We start from the raw sequence: 18,553 nt of genomic DNA on the forward strand, positions 1-18,553 counted from the left end.
GCGACCGTGCAGCCGGGCGATGACGCCAGCGACGATCGCGACGTGCCCTTCCCAGGTCGGCGCTTGCCAACTCTCCAGGCGTGCCTTCTGCTCGCGATGTCCCGGACCCCGCGCGGTGTGATCCAGGATCGCGGCAGTCCACCCCGGCCCGTCGAGCGGATCGCGATAATCTGGCGCGTCGAGACCGACTTCACGATGCGCCGCGATGTCGCTGCAGATCACCGGCGTGCCGACCGACAGCGCCTCGGCCACCGGCATGCCGTAGCCTTCGGCGAAGGAGGGCATGAGCAAGGCCCGCGCGCCGCGCAGCAGGGCGGCCAGGCGTGCGTCGGAACAGCCGCTTAGCTCCTCGACATGATCGGCCAGGGCAGGGCATCGCTCCAGCATGTCGACGACCTGCTCGTTCTCCCACCCACGCCGGCCGACGACGACGAGGCGCGGCACTTCGCTGGGGGGCAGCGTTTTGGCGAACTGGCGCCACAGATGCAGCAGCAGGAGGTGGTTCTTGCGCGGCTCGATCGTGCCGAGGCAGATGAAGTAAGGCCGCCGATCGGCACTGGACGGCGCTTCGCCGGCAGCCAGGAGCTCGGTCCCCAGCAGGGCAACGTCGACGCTGGCTCGCCTCGCACCGCGATCGAGCCAGGGCTGCACCGAGCGGCCGGTCGCCGCCGAGTTGACGATCACCGCATCGGCGGTCACTGCAACCGTCTCGATACGCCGGCGGTGCAGTGCCGCGCCGCCCGGCCGGGCATACTCTGGAAACTCGATCGGGATCAGGTCGTGCACCATGCACAGGAACCGCGCCTGCTCGCGCGCCAGAATGCGCTGCACTTTGGTCAGGTTCGTCAGATGATGCGGCGAGGCCTGCACGTAGACGGCATTGGGCAGCACCGCCTTCCCGCGCGAGGGCAGCAGCCTTGCAAGCTGCGGCAGGATCGATGGCAGCGAGCGCTGGGGCGGATGATCCTCCTGGCTCGACCAGCGACGCTCCAGCTCGTCGAGGTAGGCCAGCGCAGCCTGGCGCGGCAGGCGGCCGTAAAGACCGGTCGGATGTACGGCGGCGAAGGTCAGCGCCTCGCCATAGTGCGCCAGCAATCCGCGCGCATAGGCCATCTCCACGCGGTCCACGCCCGACGGGGTCGAGTAGCGCACGCGCGAGATCAGGCGCGAGATGTCGAGGATGACGGCGCTCATCGCAGCGCTGCCGTGAGCCGGCCCTGCCAGCGGCGCAGGGGTTCGATCCAGCCCAGGCGATTGGGTGCCTGAGCTGTCGCCATGCGGGCGACCAGCACCTCGGGCGGGCAGGGCAGCGTGGTCACAGGGTCGAGATAGCGCGGGTACAGGATGAGCACTCCGGCCACCAAGGCGTCGAGGGACAGCGCGCGGCCGCGCCGGTCGGGTATCTGGCCAAGGTCGCGGGTCAGCCCCCAACCCGCATAGAACGGGGTTCCGTGGCAGGTGACAGCGCAGCCGCGCAGCAGCGCTTCGAAGCCGGTGAGCGAGGTGAGCACGTGCACCGCGTCGACCGCCTCCAGCAGCGCCGCCATGCTCGGCCCGCGCACTATCCGGTCGGCCAGGGTCAGCACCTCGGCGTCGGGCACCGATCCCTTGCGATGCCCTGCATCGACATCGGGGTGCGGGCGGAACCAGATCTCGGCGTTGGGCTCCAGCGCGCGGGCACGGCGCAGGACCTCCAGGTTCGAGGTCAACCCGCCGCCACCTGCCAGCACCGACATGTCGTCCTCCACTTGCGCAGCGACGAGCACGAGGCGACGGCCGGGCTGTCGCTGCGGCACCGGCTCGGTCGCACCGGCGGCGTACTTGCTGATGCCTGCCGTGACGATCGTCTCGCGTAGAGCCCGGGCGCGTTCGAGCAGGCGGTGGGAGAACTGGGTCGTCGCCAGAATCTGCTCGCAATCGCTGGGGCTGCGCGGATCGAAGTGAATGCCGGCGGCATCGACCACCACCGAGGAGGGTGGCACCAGATGCACGCCCAAGCCGACCGAGCGGACGAATCCATCCTCCACCCGCATCAGCGGCACGCGCTTGTCGCGGCTCTGGGCGATCAGCGCGCCCGACACGCGCGAGGGCCAGATCGCCAAGGCGCCGTGGCGACGGTCCGCGGTGGCGAGGGCCCGGCCAGCGCTGCGGAACAGGCGCAGCCGGCGCTGCGGATGCCACAGGAAGCGCCGGATCTCCGCGCGCTTCCACCAGGCCATGCCGCACACGGCGGCGATGGCGCGGTTCGCATCGAGCATCGTGCGCCACATGGCCAGCAACTCGATCGTCGCCTCGATCGAGGAGGGTGCGCCCGTGAACGGATCGCGCCAGTGAGCCGCCATGAGCGCTGCCGCGACGCGCCTGTCGAGTTCCGCGGCATCACTGTCGGGCGTGCCGAAGCGGCCTGGCGAGAGCACGCGGACCTCGATGCCGAGGATGCGGGCGATGGCCACCCACTCGTCATCGCCGTGCGCGACGAGGATCTGCGCTCCCTCCAGCGCGGACCAGGGATCGACGTCGCCGCGCCACGCGCCGTTTTCGGCTCGGACGAATTGGGCGAGCTTGCGGGCCATCCGGCGATCGGACGCAATCCACAGTGCCGATTGGCGCTGCTGCGGGGTCATCCCGGCAAGCTCAGACGCGATCTCGCCGTCGCCGCGTGGCTTCACGACGATGCCGGCCGGCGTCGCCAGCTTCGCGTGATCGGCCCAGAACCGTCCTCCGACGCGAGCCTCGCGCAGAAGTGCGAACAGGTCCGCTGGCGCCATCGGCTGCGGCTCGGGCGGTGTGTCGAGGGGCACGGACACGCGCGCATCGACGCTTGGAAAGGGCGGCGCGCGCAGCAGAGCGACGGGCGTGCCGGTCATGGCCGCAAGCCCCACGACTGCACGTTCAGCAGCCCGGCTGCATCACGCCGGATCACGCCATAGCCGCCGGTGGGCAGCTTCAGCGAGGGCAGCCGCGCGCTGGCCTCCATCAACGCAGGGTCCGCCATGAGCGCGAAGCGCGCCGCCCCGTTGCTGGTGACCACGAGCGTCGCGCCGTGCTGCGGCGCCGCGAACAGAGCGCGCCACGCCGCCAGGCGCGTCGGCGCATCGACGGTCCAGCCTTCCGGGGCGGTGGCGTGCCTGTCCCAAGCGTCGAGGGCGTCCTGGCCGATCCGACCCAAGACCGCCGCCTCGGACCTATCCTCGTCCGGACCATGATCGACCTCGCGCAGCCAGTCGCATGGCTCCGGCACAGGTTTGAGATCGAGATGCTTCAGGATCGCCTCGGCAGTCTGCCGAGTGCGCAGGAGCGGAGAGACCAGCACCCGCGTGAAGCGGTCACCCTGTTCGGCAAAGTGGCGGCCGAGCGCCTCGGCCTGCGTCACTCCGGCTCCGGTCAGCGGCAGGTCCGTGCGCGCGCCGATCCGCCGCGGCGGCTCGCCGGCTTCGAAGGTGTTTCCATGGCGCACGATGACGAACATGCCGCGCCATAGCCGCGCCGGCCCTCGAAAGGCCAGCCTCGGCTTAGCCGGGAAAGGGATCGCCCCATTGCGCGATAGCCGCTTCCGCAAGCGCAAGGTCGGCCGGGGTGTCGATGCCGGACATTGCATGAAGGGGTTGCTCGACCTCGATCGTGGCGATGGTCTTGCCGCCTTCCAGGAAGCGCAGCTGCTCCAGCCCCTCAAGCCGCTCGTACCGGCTCTGCGGAGCGGCAGCGAACCAGTCCAGCGCGCCCATCCGGTAGCCGTAGAGGCCGAGATGCTGCCAGACTGGGGAGAGGGGACCGGCCGCGCGCAGGGCGGCCTCGTCGCGGATCGCCGGCAGGATCGTCTTGGAGAACCACAGCGCCCGGCCATGCTCGTCCCGTACGCAGGTGGTGCCGCTGAACGGCGAGGTCTCCTTGTGCTGCCGCAAGCGGTCGAGCCGCTCCCAGCTGAGCCGATAGACGGGCGTGGCAACGTCGGCATCGCTGCTCCGCAACGTCGTGAGCAAGCCCGAGACCACCGCCGGTGGAACGAACGGTGCGTCGCCCTGCAGGTTGATCACGAATGCCGGAACGCTTGGGCGCGCACGCGCTGCCGCGCAGGCCCGGGCCGAGCCGGAGTTGAGCGCGGCCTCGGTCATGGCGACTTCGGAGCCGATGGCGCGCGCATGTTCGGCAATGCGCGCGTCGTCGGTGGCGACTACGACATCGCAACGGCCCACTTGGTCGGCCGCGGCGCGCGCCACCGCCACCACGCGCTCCAGCAAGCTGCGTCCGGCGATCGGCAGCAAGGGCTTGCCCGGAAGGCGGGTCGATCCGAACCGTGCGGGAACGACGATCAGGTCGTTCGCCACCTCAGGCAACGACACCTGCTCGAATGATGTCGTGCATATGGACGATCCCGGCGAGCCGGCCGCTATCTTCCACGACGAACAGCACCGACACCGCGTTCTCGTTCAGCAGCCGCAGGGCCTCGGACGCGAGCGTGCTCGCGCTCACCGTCACCGGACGAGGCGACATGTGCAGGCCGATCTTGTCGTTGAGGTCATGGACGGCGATGCAGCGGCGCAAGTCGCCGTCGGTGAAGGCGCCGACCAGCACGTCCGCCTCGTCGACCACGGCGGTGCAGCCGTAGCGCTTGAGGCTCATCTCGATCGTCGCGCTTTTGAGCGAGGCATCGCGATCGACACGCGGCACGGCTTCGCCCGTCCCCATGATTTGCCCCACCTCGCACAGCTGCGCGCCCAGGCGGCCGCCGGGATGGAAGGCGCGGAAGTCCGACGGCGTGAACCCGCGCGCCTCGATCAGCGCGACGGCCAGCGCATCGCCGAGAACCAGCTGGAGAGTCGTCGACGAGGTGGGCGCCAACTCGTTCGGGCAGGCTTCGCGCACTTGCGGCATGACCAGGCAGATGTCGGCGGCTCGCCCGGCAGTGCTGTCGACATGGGACGTCGCGACGATCAGCTTGACGCCGCGCTGCCGGCAATAGTGCAGGATGTCGCCCAGCTCGGCCGTCTCGCCAGACCAGGTGATGGCCAGCACGATGTCGTCGTCGGTGATGATGCCCAGATCGCCGTGACTAGCCTCGCTGGGATGGAGGTACAGCGCCGAGGTGCCGGTCGAGCGCATGGTCGCGGCGATCTTGGAGGCGATCTGCCCGCTCTTGCCGATGCCGGTGACGATCACGCGGCCGCGCACTTCGACGATGGCGTGGATGGCGGCTTCGATGGCGCGGCCGAGCTGCGGCGCCCGCATCGCGTCGCGCAACCGCTCCAGAGCCTTCATCTCGATGTCGAGGGTCTTGAGCGCCGATGCGGTCGAGCGGGACGATGACACTTCCGGGGACATTCGCAGGGTTCTTCGTGTTTCTAACAGCTTGCGCAAAGCTTATTACAGCCATCACGGATAATTGAAGGCGATCCTGATTGCCAGTCGTTTCATTTGGTTCCAAGGGGCGCGGCTGCATGCAAAGGTGTGCAGAACTTTGCCGAGGCCGGCAGGTTCTTCCATGTATCAACAACTTAGCCGACTGCGAGGGTGGCGAACGATGATCTTCCGCAACCGCGAAATAAGCGCCGATGCGCCGCTGTTCGTGATCGCCGGTCCCTGCGTCATCGAAAGCGAGCAATTGGTGCTCTCCATCGCGCACACCCTTGCCGAAGTGGCGCGGCGCCTGGACCTGCTGATCGTCTTCAAGAGCTCGTTCGACAAGGCGAACCGCAGTTCCGACCGCTCCTTCCGCGGGCCCGGCATGGACGAAGGCCTGCGCATCCTGGAGAAGGTGCGCGCCGAGACCGGCCTGCCGATCCTGACCGACGTGCACGATGCCTCGCAGGTCGCAGCGGTGGCGCAAGTGGTGGACGTGCTCCAGACCCCCGCGTTCCTGGCCCGCCAGACTGACTTCATCGCCGCGGTCGCCGCCTCCGGCAAGCCGGTGAACATCAAGAAGGCACAGTTCATGGCGCCTGCCGACATGGCGCAAGTCGTCGCCAAGGCACGCAATGCGGCCATCGCCGCGGGCCAGGACCCCGATGCCTTCATGGTCTGCGATCGGGGCACGTCGTTCGGCTACAACAATCTCGTCTCCGACATGCGCGGCCTCGCGATCATGGCGCAGACCGGGTGTCCGGTGGTGTTCGATGCCACGCATTCGGTGCAGCAGCCCGGCGCGCTGGGCGACAGCTCCGGCGGTCAGCGCGAGTTCGTGCCGCTGCTGGCCCGCGCTGCGGTCGCGGCTGGGGTCTCGGGCTTGTTCATGGAGACGCATCCCGATCCGGACACGGCTTTGTCGGACGGACCGAACGCCTTGCCGCTCGACCAGTTCGAGCCTCTCGTCGCGCGGCTCCTAGCGATCGATATGGTGGTGAAGTCTGCGACTTCCTGACGACAGCCGCAGGCGGGCGTGCGCCATCCGGTGCGCGTGGACCTTCGGTGGCGAACCACGATGAACATCAAGACGGCCTTGTTGGCGCCCGTGTGGACGCTGCAGCTGCTCACCTCGGCAAAGAGCTTCCTCGACAATCCCATCCTCGGTTCGCCGCGCTTCAACGCGCTGGGGCTTCATGTCGGCCGAGTCAGAGTGGCGGCGCGGATGACGGCCTGGCGCCGCCGCCGCCTGGCGCGAGCGGTGCCGGTCGCGTGGCGCGAGGCGTTCGATCGCGACGGCTTCGTCGTGATCCCGGACGTGGTCCCGCCTTCGCAGTTTGCCGCTCTGCGCGCGGCCGTCCTCTCCTACCGGGGTCCTGCGCGCGAGATGCGGCAAGGCGATGCGATCACGCGCAGGCTGGCGATCGACCCGGCCATGCTGGCGACCGTTCCGGCCTTGAGGGAGCTGCTCGACCGCAAGGACCTGGTCGCGCTATTCCACTACGTCGCCAGCTTCCGCACGACGCCGCTGCATTATGTGCAGACGATCGTCAGCCACGATGGGCCGCCCGATCCCGATCCGCAGGAAACACTCCATGCGGACAGCTTCCACTCGTCGATGAAGGCATGGCTGTTCCTCAACCCGGTGAGCGAGGAGCAGGGGCCGTTCACTTTCGTGCGCGGATCGCACCGCCTCACGCCCGAGCGGCTCGCCTGGGAGAAGCGACGCAGTCTGGCGGAGCCGGGAACGATCGATCGGCTGTCGGCGCGCGGTTCGCCTCGGGTCTCCGCACAGGATTTGGCGGCAATGAATCTGGCGAGCCCCGAACCTCTGGCGGTGGCGGGCAATACGCTGGTCGTTGCCGATACGCTTGGCTTCCATGCGCGCGGCGCCGCGGTGGAGGCCGGTGAGCGTGTCGAGCTATGGTCCTACGCCCGGCGCAATCCGTTCCTGCCTTGGCTGGGCGGGGACTTGCTCAGCGTTCGGGGTCTTGCCGAGCGGCGCGTCAACTGGCTGTGGAGCTTGCGCGACAGATGGGAGGCGCGGATCGGTCAACCCTGGCGAGCGGTAGGAATCCGTACGCCGGCGGACTTTGGCGCCGGATAGGCCAGGGCGCTGGCCGAACGTGAGCGCGCTCGCACGTACCATGCAGCCCGTGCCTGAGCTGCGGGTTCTATCGCGATGATGTATTTCGAGCATGCGCTTGTCGCGCTGGCGGTGCAGGCGATCGTCGGTCTGCTCACCGGTCGATGGTGGACCGGGGCCGCGCTGGCATCCGGCTACTTCATCGGGCGAGAGGCCGCGCAGGCAGAGTACCGCTGGATCGAAGTCTACGGCGCCGGGCTGCGCGCCAACATGCCATGGTGGGCTGTATTCGATGGCCGTGTCTGGCCGAAGTTGGACCAGACCATCGACTGGCTCGGTCCCGTGCTGGCGACCTGCGGCCTGGCCGCATTCGTCAGTCGGAAGTGAGGAGCCCGGCCGGCACCCTATGGCGCCGGCCGGGATCGACAAGGCTTACTTGAAGCGGATGCCCACGCCGCCCATGACGCGCTGCGCCGACGAGTGACCGTGGAAGTTCGAGTAGACGTACTGCGCGTTCACGTAGACCGGGGCACGGCCCTGCGTAAGGGTGTACTCGGCGCCGGCGCCCAGCTGATAGCCGTCGGCATTGTAGTGGTCATAGACCAGCTGACGGCCGGTCGGGCCGACGATGCGCTTGCGCTGCTCGCGGTTGACGTAGCCGCCCTTGCCGAAGATCAGCAGCTGCGGGCTGACCAGATAGCCCACGCGGAACGCCGCGCCGATTTCCTGGAAACCCTTGTGGCAGATGGAGTTGCGGTCGGCGAGGCCGGTGCAGTTCTCGTTGCCGTTGCCCGGACGCCAGTAGCTGCCCTCGGCGCCGATCACGACGCGCTCGCCGAGCGTACCGTCGAAGCCGAAGGTGCCGCCGTAGCCGAACTTGTCGTTATGCTCGCCTTCCGACATGAAGCGGTCGCCGCCGGCGTTGGCTTCGAGGCGGAAGCCGCGGAACGAGGTGCCGTTGGGTGCGAGATCGACGGTCGACGCGTCCTGCGCGAAAGCCGGCTGCGCGGCGAAGCCTGCGGCGACGATCGCTGCGAGTGTGAGAGCCTTGGTCTTCATAATTCCTCCTTGAACCTCGAATTTCGAGTGTCCGAACGGCCCTTGCACGAGGATGGTTGCTTTGGAAACGTCACAATCGGCCAAATTGCCTCCGCATGTGACCTTCTTGCAACAGCAAGGTCGCGCATCGCAGGGGGTTTCGCTGCCGATCTGGTCGCCGGCTGTCACACCGGCCAGGTTTCTGCAGGACGCCGATCGTGATGGCTCTACCTGGAACGAGAGCCTCCTGCTTGAAGTAGCTGTCCAGTGAGGGGGCACACATCACGCTATGGGTAGCACCGCGACTTCGAGCGGATTGGCGTGTGATATGAACGGCGTATCAGCGTAGCAGCGCCAGCGCGCGCCGCGCCAAAGCTGCCAGGCGACGTGCTACGCGGACGCTACGCGCGTACACCCACGGAGCTCTCTTGATATGTACGCCTATTCGGCGTACATATTGACCGAGCTGGAAGAGGTCGTCATGCTGGGTTTCGAAGATCAGGTCGGCGCGATTGCGGAGCGCAGCAGCGAGCGGATGCACTTTCGCACCAAGCCGCGGATCAAGCAGGCCATCCAGCGGGCGGCCGCGCTTGCGGGCGTGGACGACTCCGTCTTCACGATGAACGCCGCGTATCGCTCGGCCATGGAGACGATCGCGGCGCATGAGCGTACCAGCTTGCAGCCGGTCGACCATGAGGCGTTCTTCGCCGCCCTCGATGTGCCGCCGGCACCGACCGACCGGCTGCGCACGGCGTTCGCGCGCCATCGCGAGACGATCGCCAGCAGGTGACCGAGCCCGAAACCGTCGGGTCTTCGGAGCCGGGGCGCATGATCGTGGAGCCGCTCGATCCCGCCCTGCACGACCGCGCGGGGTTCTCCTGCGGGATCGACCAGGTCGACAACTTTTTCCGCCGCACCGCGAACAAGCTCGCCAAGGCGGACAACATCCGCACTTTCGTGATGACCGGCCCGGAAGGCGAACTGATCGGCTTCTACGCCCTCAACGCGCATGCGGTGGACTACGCCGAACTGCCCGACCGCTTCGCGCGCTCCCGCCCTGCGCACGGCAGTATTCCGGCGGCCTACATCTCGATGATCGGCGTCGATCGCCGGTTTCAGGGCCGCGGCTATGGCGGCGACTTGCTGGTCGACGCCCTGACCCGCCTCGCCCGCGCCGCCGACACCCTCGGCATCGCGGTCGTGATGCTCGACGTGCTCGACTGCGGCGACCCGGAGACAGTGGCCAAGCGCCTGGCGCTCTACACCAGCTACGGCTTCGCCCCCCTGGCGTCCCATCGCCTGCGGCTGTTCCTGCCGATGGCGACGGTCCGAACGCTCATCGGCTAGGGTCAGGATCTGTAATTGCAGAGCTAGGCGGTGCTGATCCCTTGAGGGTTTCATGGGTCTGTCTGTCCGTACTGGCCGAGCCGAAGCATGGTCGTGCTGTATCGGGTCTCACAAAGGCGAACGTTGCATTGACTCGAAGCGGGCGTTCTTGAGACCACGACGCTTGGCAATTCTCATGGCCCATGTCTTAAGGCGAACGTCTCCCGGCTGCGGGTGAGGACCGAGTTGGCGGCTTCGTACAGCAGCTTGCGCACACTCCCGTCGCGTTGTTTGGTGATCCGGCCTGTCCAGTCGAGCTCACCCGAGTTGTGGCGTCTGGGCAATAGGCAGAAATACGCGCCGGCATTGCGCGATTGTCGGAAGCGGCCCGCCTCATCCATTGCCGCGGCGAACGCAGCGGATGTCTGCACACCAACGCCCGGTATGGTCATGAGGATTTCGCAGGCCTGCGACTGGCTGACGATAATATAGCGCTCCAGCATCGCGGCAAACGCCTCCGGAGAGTTCTCGGCCTTTTCCGACACCAGCTTCCGACCGGTTTCGTCAACGATGCAGTCCTGCGTGCTTTCCATCGACAGGTCCAATCCGGCACAGTGCTTCATGGCTGCTTCCTTCCTTCAGGACTCGACAACCAGAAGTGTGCGCCTCAATCGAGGTCCGAGGCAAGCAGTCGCAATTACACAACTCATTGATCCAGAAGATGAAGGCTGCGGCGAAGGCGATAGCTGGCAGGAAGGTGTGAGCACATCGATCGTAGCAGGTGTGGATGCGCCGTCAGTCCTTGAGGCGGACGAACAGATTCTCAATCCTGTAGCGTTGTCGGTAGAGCATGCGATCGTAGGTATGCTGGGTATGGTGCTTGGCATGCGGGGGATGCACGGTGTTATGCCTCGCTCGTTCAATGCGCGGCGGAAGGCGAGAGAGCTGTACGCCTGATCGGCAAGGAGGAAGCGGGCGGGCGGCAGGTCGTTCAGAGCGGCGGCGGCAGTCTTGTGGTCGTGGTCTGTCCTTCCGACAGGTGCACAAGCAAGGGCCGTCCTTTCTCGTCGCACACGACCTGCAGCTTGGTGTTCAGGCCGCCCCGGATGCGCCCGATACATTGGGGTAAAGCCCCTTTTTTTAGCAGGTTGGCTGCCGTGCGATGTGCCTCCAGATGAGTGGCATCGATCATCAGCGTATCGACTTCACCGGCCTGCGCAGACAGTCTAGCCAGAATGCGGTTGAACACACCCCCCCGGCTTCGGTGGATGAAGCGATTGTAGATGGTCTTGTGCGGACCGTAGCCAGTAGGAGCATCCCGCCAGCGCAGGCCATTGCGGATCACGAACAGAATGCCGTTTAGCCCCCGTCAATCATCCGCCCGCGGCACTCTATGTGAAGGCGGAAAGAACGGCTCGATCCGCCGCATCTGCTCCGGCGTCAGCATCAGCATCGGTAGACCACTCAAGACGGCACCTCCTGCCACCTTGAAGCACCAACCGGCCGTCAGTTTAACCAGTTAAATGACGCCAGTGGCCGCATAGAACAGGTTAAGCTAATCGGGATCGTCGATGAACTTATACACTGCATAGCCCGCACCGATGACGAGCAAGATCACGATTGCGAAGATGACCAGCGATCAGAGCCCATATCGGCGGCGATAGAACTGAAGATACGTCACGAACTCTGCCGGGTTCTTGATCCCCATAACCTCGTTCGGCGCGTAGTGACGAGCCAGGATCGGAAGCAGGCCCACCGCGATCTTTCCTCCTTACTGTCGGTACTTGGACGCGCGATGAGTGTCCCCTCGATTTGTGCCCGCGCGGCATGGAAGGGCATTCCGGCCTGGGCGGACAAGGTTAGGACAGCGCCGAGCACTTCGAGCCGCGTGCTTGGCAGCACCAAGTTGTTGCCCTGATGGAAGATCTGCCGTGGCGTCTCAAGAATACCGGGCGAGGGCGTCGTGGGCCTCGCCCTTGTTGAGGTCGGCGATAGTGCGCCAGCGCAGTTCGACATCGTCTGGCCAGTCGAGCATGAACAGAGCGCGCTCCACGGAGTTCTGGCGCAGATAGCCGGGGGACTTGCGCAGCATCACTGATGCCCGAACAGTATCGGCATGGATAGCATCGCAGCACTTGGTCTATGCGGCACCCCGCTGGCGGTCGCAAGGACCACCCGCGATCAGCGCACTCGAAGGTGCGCAATCCGATCCGGCAATCGATCGCGGCGTCATGCTCGCACAGTGTCGTTCGCGTGCGGCATAGTCGGCGAAGGCGTCGGGCACGCAGCCGATCTGGGGCGGCCACAACCGTGGGAATTGCGGCAGGTGGCGCCTAGGGGTTTGATCGCTAGGCCGGCATAAGGGAGTAATTGAGTTGCACCGCATAGCCGATCCGGTTGGCGGAACGCATCGCCGGAACACCTTGACCAGAACGTTGGGGGCCGAACTTGTACAGCCGCTTGATCGTAGCGGGGTCCGATGGCGGATCGAACATTGTGACGCGCTGCGCTGGCGACAGGAACCGCGCAATCATCTTGACCCTGCTCCCTTGCTGTCACACAATCTTGCCATGAGAACGTTGGCGCGACACAGCGGGAGTGACTGGTTAAGTGACAGAAAGGTGCCGACTTGCGGCGCTGCTATCATCTGTCACGTGGACGCACGTTAAAGTGACGGCGCTGATCGGTTATGCGCGCGTATCGAAGGCTGACGGCAGCCAGGCCATCGACCTACAGCGCGACGCGCTGGCGAAGGCCGGGGTCGATCTGGAGCATCACCTCTATACCGATGCCGCATCGGGCAAGCGCGACGATCGGCTGGGGCTAGAGGCGTGTATCAAGGCGTTGCGCCATGGCGACACGCTGATCGTGTGGAAGCTCGACCGGTTGGGGCGCGACCTGCGCCACCTCGTCAACTTGGTCGGCGACCTTACGAAGCGCAATATCGGGCTGAAGGTACTCGCGGGCGAGGGCGCGTCGATCGACACCACCACCGCTAACGGCCGGCTCGTCTTCGCGATCTTCGCCGGTTTGGCCGAGTTCGAGCGCGATCTGATCGTCGAGCGGACCAAGGCGGGTCTCGCCGCCGCCCGCGCCCGTGGGCGGAGCGGCGGTCGCCCGTTCAAGATGACGCCGGCCAAGCTGCGCCTCGCCCAAGCGGCGATGGGCAAACCTGAAACTAAGGTCGCCGAGCTCTGTGCCGAACTCGGGATCACCCGCCAGACGCTCTACCGATTCGTTGGGCCCAAAGGCGAGTTGCGTATCGACGGGCAACGAATGCTCGATCGGCGGAAGGCGAAGTGAACCGCCTGTTCCGCCAGGATCGGCTGATCGCCTCGAACACGATCCGCGCGATGTTAGTGAGTTGGCATGATCGGGCGATTGCCTGCGATCAGGAGCAGCTACGCCGAAGACTTAGCCTACGCTTGGAAAGAGAATCTGCGATGAACCCATTGCCAATCTATATCTTGTACGTATTCCCACGGTAAAACTTAGACATGTGCGAGGCAATTACGATTATTCATGCACTACCTTGAGAAGCGCTGGCGCTTGCGCCATCAGCGAACGATCGTTCTGCACGCCGGGTTGCCCAAGACGGGCACTACCTACATTCAGAATGAGTTATTCGCCTTGCGCAAGGTGCTGCGGCAAGATCACCAGGTCCTGATGCCAAGCATCTCGCCCAACCTTACAGATGCGCTATGCAGCATGTTCCATGACGATCCGATGTTACACATCACGAACAAGATCCAGGGGAAGTCAAACGAGGACCTGCGGGATCAAATTGGCGCTTACTTCGCAAATATCGAAGGCGAACTGGACCGCCACGAGTGGAATATGCTGATCTTGTCGGCCGAAGGGGTGTACAATCTTGGCGAAAGCGAGATGCGAAGACTTCAAGTTTGGGGCAGGCAGTTCGGGCTCAGGTGGAAGATCGTCTTCGGCGTAAGGAATGGTCCCGACTGGGTGCGCAGTGTGATACAAGAAATGGTCAAGGGGGGCGACACCCTGAACCGTCTGTACGACGATCTTCCGATCCCGCTATACCGGGAACGTATCGGCACAGCGATCAAGCTGTTCGGGCGCAGCTCGGTCACGGTCTACTCCTACGAGGACGCGGCCGCCTACCCGCAGGGCATACTGTCGCACTTCCTTTCGGTCCTTGGTCTGCAGATCCCCGTCGGCGAACAGCAAGGTTCGCAGCAACAAAACAAGTGCATGTCGCATGAGGCTCTGACGCTCTTGAGCCGGATCAATGCGATGCGGCCGCTTCTCACCGCCGGCTCCATCCTTCCGGCGAGGCGCAATGGACGAGAAGCGCTCAACCTCCTTGGTGTTCGCGGCCGGCCCTTTCGGCTGCCACCCGGCATTCGCCGCCGGGTCATCGCCGCGGTTGCGGAGCAGGAACAATGGCTCGAGGATAACTTCGGCATTAGTTACCAGTACCCTGCGACTTGTAGGGTGTCGTACGGGTCGTCGGGCAGCAAGTCACGCGGGGACGGCGCAAAGATGGCGCGCAAGGGCGGGAGTGCCGTGCGAGCGGCATTGCCGAGTTCGCAGGGCGGATACGCCGAAAGTCATGGCGCTGCACTCGAATTGTCGTCGGAGGCTTTGGACGACCTTGCCGTCCTGATCTGCGATCTCGTCAATGGCCGCCCACGGTGATGCCGGTGCCCTCGGGGAGCCTGGGCGTTCGAACCGGCCCGGATCATGATCGGAAGATGGCATCCATGCGCCGCGTAAGTTACCATGCTTCGAAATTAGGGCGCTGAATGGCACGAGATCGCGTAGCGCCATGCGACGCAATCAAGGACGCCGCCAACTCGTGACAAACCCTCTCCCCGGCTTGCCGCTCGTCGAATCTCCGCTGCTGCCCGGCCAACTCGGCTCCATGGGCTTGACTGACAAGGAGCAGCGGCTCGCCAGCGAGCTGCATCATCGAGGTTATGGAGTCCTCGATTTCCCCGATGGCGATCTCGATGCCAGAATTGCCAGGATCAAGGCCAATCTGGGTCCCCACTATGGGATCGACTTCGATGATCCGCAAAGCGACAAGACGGCCGGCGAACGGCGCCTGCAGGATGCCTGGAGATACGACGAGGACGTGCGTGCCATCGCCGCGAACGAAATCGTCCTCGATCTGCTCGGGCGACTGTACGGGCGCCGGGCCTTTCCGTTCCAGACGCTGAACTTCCCCGTGGGGACAGAGCAGGAAGCGCACACCGACACCGTTCACTTCTCCAGCCTCCCCGAGCGCTTCATGTGCGGCGTGTGGCTGGCGATGGAGGATATCGGTCCGGAAGCCGGCCCGTTGTTCTACCTGCCCGGATCTCACCGCTGGCCGGTCCTGAGCAATTCCTTGATCGGACGCCGTGGCTTCGGGAGTGCGGCGGCATCGGCGCAGGATCCGTTCGCCCATGCCTGGCGCGCCTTGCGCGAGGCAACCGGCGCAATCGAAGAGCCCTTCCTGGCGCGCAAGGGGCAAGCGCTGATCTGGTCGGCGAACCTTCTCCATGGCGGCAGCCCGCAGAGCGACAACACGCTCACACGCTGGTCGCAGGTAACCCACTATTACTTCGAAGATTGCATCTACTACACGCCTGCCTTTTCCGACGAGGCGCTGGGGCAGCTCGACATGCGCGCCGTATCGTCGATCGCTGATGGCTTGCCGCGCGCCAACAGCTACCTGGGCGACGTGTTGCAATCACCCAGGCGCTCTCGCCCGCTGATGAAGAGATTGCGACAGCGGTGGCAGGGTTCGCGCAGTTGATCGCGGGCACCGGTATGGCGGTAGACGTCCTTGGTGGGGTTGACGCCGTGTTTACCGCGTAAACCTCAGCTCATGCGGCAACCGCGATGGACGCAGGATCAGACTGCACGATGGTCCGTGAGTAAAGGTCGCCGTAGATACCGACGAGTGGCGCCATGTCGTACTTGTGGCCGAGCTCCTGAGCGTTCTGCGCCAAGTCGTGACGCATGCGATCGTCCAGTATGGACTGCATGCCTTCGGCGAAGGCGTCGATGAAACGATCCGTGTCGCGCACCGCCTTGACGATGAGGCCGCCACGTACGCCCGCTTCATTCTCGATCATGTTGCTGATCTCGCCGACATCGGTGGCGACGACCGGAGTGCCGACCTGTAGGGCCTGTATGATGCACAGGGGATAGGATTCTCCTGCGAAGCGGGTGGGCACGATCGCCACGTCGCTCAGGCGATAGAGGCCATGTATCCGCGCCTGGTATCCCAGGAAGCTGATGTCCGGATCGTTGCCATGGACCATGCGATGCGCCGTCGGCTCGTCGCCCTCGCCAACGAGGCACAAGTGCATGGGTCGGCCCGGGTTGCGTTTCCGAAGCTTGCAGAACGCCTCGATCGCCGCGCGCCAGCCCTTGCGCTTGATCCCGCGCGCAACCAGCGTGAAGACGATCGCATCTTCGCTGATGCCCATTTCCTGCCGGGTCTGTGGAAAGGGCAGAGGGTCGATCGGCATTGCATTCGCCATCTTGGTAAAGCGATCGGCCGCGATACCCTGACCTTCAAGTGGCAACAGGTTCTTGTCCGCGGTGTACACGAAATGGTCGACGGATTCCGTGATCCGGACCATCATCTCGGGCGGAATGTCCGAGGCTTCATAAGAGCCGTGGAGGGTCACCAGATAGGGTATCTGGGGATCCAGATTCCACATGTGGTAGAAATGCATTTCGGCGCCAACGGTGTGCGAATGGATCAGCGATACGCCTGTCTCGCGAATGAACCGCTCGCAATTGTATTCGGTAACCCAGGCAGCGTCATAGACCGACACGGCGGGATTGAGCGAAGCGCGCATGTGCTCGTTCATCTCGTCGGACACGAAGATGAGCATGGAGACAATCCATCCGGCCTCGATCAGGCTATTGGCGAGTTGGATTGGGAAGTTCTCGCCACCACCTGGGACAAAGCCCAGCATCGCCAGGAGGATATGCCTGCGCTGGCGCGTGACGGCGAGCATCTTGTTCAGGTTGCAGTGCAGATCAAGGGACCCGTGGACCTCCTCGACACTGAAATAGCGATACTGCTCGAGAATGTTGTTGTAGAACTTGATGACCGTGGAGTGGGGAATGTCCCACGTCTTGCGCATCTCGATCATCACCCGCTCAAGTTCCGAATAGAACCTGGTGCCGTTGAACGAGCTTGACGACGTGTTCGAGCCATGGCGCCGGAAGTACGAGATCGCCTCCGGTTCCCAGGCGATCTGACCGCCGCCGGCAATCTGCAGGTACAGGTACCAATCGCCCACGACGCGGTACGTCGCGGCCTCTTGCCAGACGTGCAAGGGGATCGGGGAACGGCGGAACAGGCACCCGCCGACATTGGCGATCAGGTTGCTGACGCCGAAGCCATGGGCGAACCAGTCTGCTGCGGGGCGAACCAGGTGAGCACCCCAGATCCCTGCTTCGGCATGCTCACGGTAGGTATCCAGCCACAGGTTGGCCGCACCGTCGATGTCGGTTTCCAGGATGCGTCCGAACGCCATCTGCACGCTGTCGTCGGCGAAGTTCGGTACCAGCTTCTCCACGAAGTCAGGCTCGCAGAAATCGTCGCTCTCACAGATCCATACAAGTTCGCCGTCGACGCCGCTCACGCCCTTGCGCCACTGGTTGAAGACCCCGCCTGAGTTGGTCTCGTTGTACATCGTCCGGATACGCCCAGGGTATCGTTCGACATAGCCGTCGATGACCTCCCGGCTGTTGTCGCTCGAGCAGTCGTCCAGGACGGTGATCTCGATATTCGGATAGGTCTGCGAGAGAATGGAATCGAGGCGTTGCGCCAAAAACCGGCCATGGTTGTAGTTGGGGACGATGGCCGAGACCTTGGGCGAATAGTGCCGCTTCGCCATCTTCTGGCGGAAGGAGATCGCTGCGCGCAGTTCCTGCTTGCCATGAAGCGCCCAGTGAACGAACGGGTTCATCCCCGAAGCCGCGATGTCGGTATAAAGATCCAGATAGAACTTCGTCGAAAAGTCTGAGCTGGGATTGCGCCGCTCAAGCCACCCCAGAGTCATGTAGTGCATAAACGGATCGGTTTCCAAGATCCGCACATCGGGATACTGGGCAAGGTAGAACCCTGAGTCAAACTCCGCCTGAAGGCGAGCGATCTCTTCTTGCGACAAGCCGCGAAGTGCTTCTTCTTCGGAAAGAGGCTTGATGGCGCCGACATGCGGTGTCAGCTCGGCCTCTGCCCTGTGATGAGGCTGCGTGAGCACCGGAAGTTGCAGGTCTCCCGTTGCCTCATGCTGCGCCGCGTCGTGCTGCGTCGGCGCGAGGGCCCGGTCAACAACCTCGGCGAGGCTCTCTCCGAACAAATGATGTAGAAAAGGATGCTGGCCGCTGCTGATGAGGTGGGGGTGCGCGATCAGGTAATCTAAAGTACGGAAAAACCCATTGGGGTTGCGGCCCTGCCGCCAGCCTCGCGCCAGGTAGTGTTCAAACGCACTTTGAGATCGCAATTCGAGATCGCAATTGGAACTCAGGTAATAGTCGGTGTCGAAGCTTGCATACGCAGTCTCGATTTGGCGGGGGGTGAGCTGGTTCCATCCACCGTCACTGCGATCAATATGAAATTGCATGAATGCTCTAGGCCTTGTGCGACAGGGCAAGCGGTAGCCGTCCGCTGAACCTTCGTTGAATCTACGTATTTTCAATCGGTTTAACGGTCAACAGTTAGCAACGGCAGGTCGTTTTTGGCCACCTTCGCGGCACCGTGTCTCGCGGAAGGATCAGGTGCAA

General features: G+C 64.4%; 17 protein-coding genes and 2 pseudogenes. 8 read left to right on the forward strand and 11 right to left on the reverse strand.

Annotated features, from left to right (window positions below):
• From HNO88_RS19145 to HNO88_RS19165, 5 genes are all read right to left on the reverse strand, one after another.
• Positions 1 to 1,194 (reverse strand): glycosyltransferase family 4 protein (locus HNO88_RS19145; protein WP_184249617.1); only part of this gene is annotated, 1,194 nt, incomplete at its 3' end.
• Positions 1,191 to 2,867 (reverse strand): capsular polysaccharide export protein, LipB/KpsS family, encoded by a 1,677-nt coding sequence (locus tag HNO88_RS19150; protein WP_184249620.1) that lies wholly within the window; start codon positions 2,865 to 2,867, stop codon positions 1,191 to 1,193. The genes HNO88_RS19145 and HNO88_RS19150, both read right to left, overlap by 4 nt.
• On the reverse strand, positions 2,864 to 3,469 hold the full coding sequence (locus HNO88_RS19155) for a histidine phosphatase family protein (RefSeq protein ID WP_184249623.1): 606 nt from the start codon (positions 3,467 to 3,469) through the stop codon (positions 2,864 to 2,866). Before HNO88_RS19155 ends, HNO88_RS19150 begins: the two co-directional genes overlap by 4 nt.
• A 43-nt stretch (positions 3,470 to 3,512) precedes the next feature.
• Positions 3,513 to 4,334, reverse strand: coding sequence for a 3-deoxy-manno-octulosonate cytidylyltransferase (locus HNO88_RS19160; RefSeq protein ID WP_184249626.1), 822 nt, complete (start codon positions 4,332 to 4,334; stop codon positions 3,513 to 3,515).
• Positions 4,327 to 5,319: a KpsF/GutQ family sugar-phosphate isomerase gene (locus tag HNO88_RS19165; RefSeq protein ID WP_184249629.1), complete on the reverse strand. Its 993-nt coding sequence runs from the start codon at positions 5,317 to 5,319 to the stop codon at positions 4,327 to 4,329. Before HNO88_RS19165 ends, HNO88_RS19160 begins: the two co-directional genes overlap by 8 nt.
• A gap of 199 nt (positions 5,320 to 5,518) precedes the next feature.
• On the opposite strand from HNO88_RS19165, the gene kdsA reads away from it, so the two are divergent.
• From kdsA to HNO88_RS19180, 3 genes are all read left to right on the forward strand, one after another.
• Entirely contained in the window at positions 5,519 to 6,355 is an 837-nt protein-coding gene (gene kdsA / locus HNO88_RS19170; RefSeq protein WP_184249633.1) for a 3-deoxy-8-phosphooctulonate synthase, read from the forward strand.
• Between the two features lie 60 nt (positions 6,356 to 6,415).
• Positions 6,416 to 7,444, forward strand: a complete 1,029-nt coding sequence (locus tag HNO88_RS19175) for a phytanoyl-CoA dioxygenase family protein (protein WP_184249636.1) — start codon at positions 6,416 to 6,418, stop codon at positions 7,442 to 7,444.
• Between the two features lie 75 nt (positions 7,445 to 7,519).
• On the forward strand, positions 7,520 to 7,810 hold the full coding sequence (locus HNO88_RS19180) for a hypothetical protein (protein WP_184249639.1): 291 nt from the start codon (positions 7,520 to 7,522) through the stop codon (positions 7,808 to 7,810).
• A gap of 45 nt (positions 7,811 to 7,855) precedes the next feature.
• On the opposite strand, the gene HNO88_RS19185 is transcribed toward HNO88_RS19180, so the two are convergent.
• Complete coding sequence (locus HNO88_RS19185) at positions 7,856 to 8,482, reverse strand: outer membrane protein (RefSeq protein WP_184249642.1); 627 nt, start codon at positions 8,480 to 8,482, stop codon at positions 7,856 to 7,858.
• A 412-nt stretch (positions 8,483 to 8,894) separates the two neighbouring features.
• Between HNO88_RS19185 and HNO88_RS19190 the strand changes: the two genes are divergently transcribed.
• A complete protein-coding gene (locus tag HNO88_RS19190; RefSeq protein ID WP_246382085.1) occupies positions 8,895 to 9,251 on the forward strand; it encodes a type II toxin-antitoxin system TacA family antitoxin in 357 nt (118 codons plus the stop codon).
• Positions 9,248 to 9,808, forward strand: a complete 561-nt coding sequence (locus HNO88_RS19195) for a GNAT family N-acetyltransferase (RefSeq protein WP_312857126.1) — start codon at positions 9,248 to 9,250, stop codon at positions 9,806 to 9,808. The genes HNO88_RS19190 and HNO88_RS19195 overlap by 4 nt, the downstream gene beginning before the upstream one ends.
• A gap of 173 nt (positions 9,809 to 9,981) precedes the next feature.
• Here the strand turns inward: HNO88_RS19195 and HNO88_RS19200 are convergent, their stop codons facing one another.
• From HNO88_RS19200 to HNO88_RS19215, 4 genes and pseudogenes are all read right to left on the reverse strand, one after another.
• Positions 9,982 to 10,380 carry a transposase gene (locus HNO88_RS19200; protein WP_221420115.1) on the reverse strand — a complete coding sequence of 133 codons (399 nt, stop codon included), beginning with the start codon at positions 10,378 to 10,380 and terminating at the stop codon, positions 9,982 to 9,984.
• 118 nt (positions 10,381 to 10,498) lie between these two features.
• A pseudogene (locus HNO88_RS19205) lies at positions 10,499 to 11,240 on the reverse strand (IS5 family transposase); the annotation flags it as partial.
• 495 nt (positions 11,241 to 11,735) lie between these two features.
• A pseudogene (locus tag HNO88_RS19210) lies at positions 11,736 to 11,912 on the reverse strand (Tn3 family transposase); the annotation flags it as partial.
• Between the two features lie 223 nt (positions 11,913 to 12,135).
• On the reverse strand, positions 12,136 to 12,321 hold the full coding sequence (locus tag HNO88_RS19215; RefSeq protein WP_184249648.1) for a hypothetical protein: 186 nt from the start codon (positions 12,319 to 12,321) through the stop codon (positions 12,136 to 12,138).
• 136 nt (positions 12,322 to 12,457) lie between these two features.
• Between HNO88_RS19215 and HNO88_RS19220 the strand changes: the two genes are divergently transcribed.
• From HNO88_RS19220 to HNO88_RS19230, 3 genes are all read left to right on the forward strand, one after another.
• A complete protein-coding gene (locus HNO88_RS19220) occupies positions 12,458 to 13,090 on the forward strand; it encodes a recombinase family protein (RefSeq protein ID WP_184249651.1) in 633 nt (210 codons plus the stop codon).
• A 219-nt stretch (positions 13,091 to 13,309) separates the two neighbouring features.
• A complete protein-coding gene (locus HNO88_RS19225; RefSeq protein WP_184249654.1) occupies positions 13,310 to 14,452 on the forward strand; it encodes a hypothetical protein in 1,143 nt (380 codons plus the stop codon).
• A 160-nt stretch (positions 14,453 to 14,612) separates the two neighbouring features.
• Positions 14,613 to 15,557, forward strand: a complete 945-nt coding sequence (locus HNO88_RS19230) for a phytanoyl-CoA dioxygenase family protein (protein WP_312857127.1) — start codon at positions 14,613 to 14,615, stop codon at positions 15,555 to 15,557.
• A 70-nt stretch (positions 15,558 to 15,627) separates the two neighbouring features.
• Here the strand turns inward: HNO88_RS19230 and HNO88_RS19235 are convergent, their stop codons facing one another.
• A complete protein-coding gene (locus HNO88_RS19235) occupies positions 15,628 to 18,468 on the reverse strand; it encodes a glycosyltransferase (RefSeq protein WP_184249660.1) in 2,841 nt (946 codons plus the stop codon).
• Between the last annotated feature and the right edge of the window lie 85 nt (positions 18,469 to 18,553).

Origin of the sequence: Novosphingobium chloroacetimidivorans (genome assembly GCF_014204535.1) — a bacterium.
Taxonomy (GTDB): domain Bacteria; phylum Pseudomonadota; class Alphaproteobacteria; order Sphingomonadales; family Sphingomonadaceae; genus Novosphingobium; species Novosphingobium chloroacetimidivorans.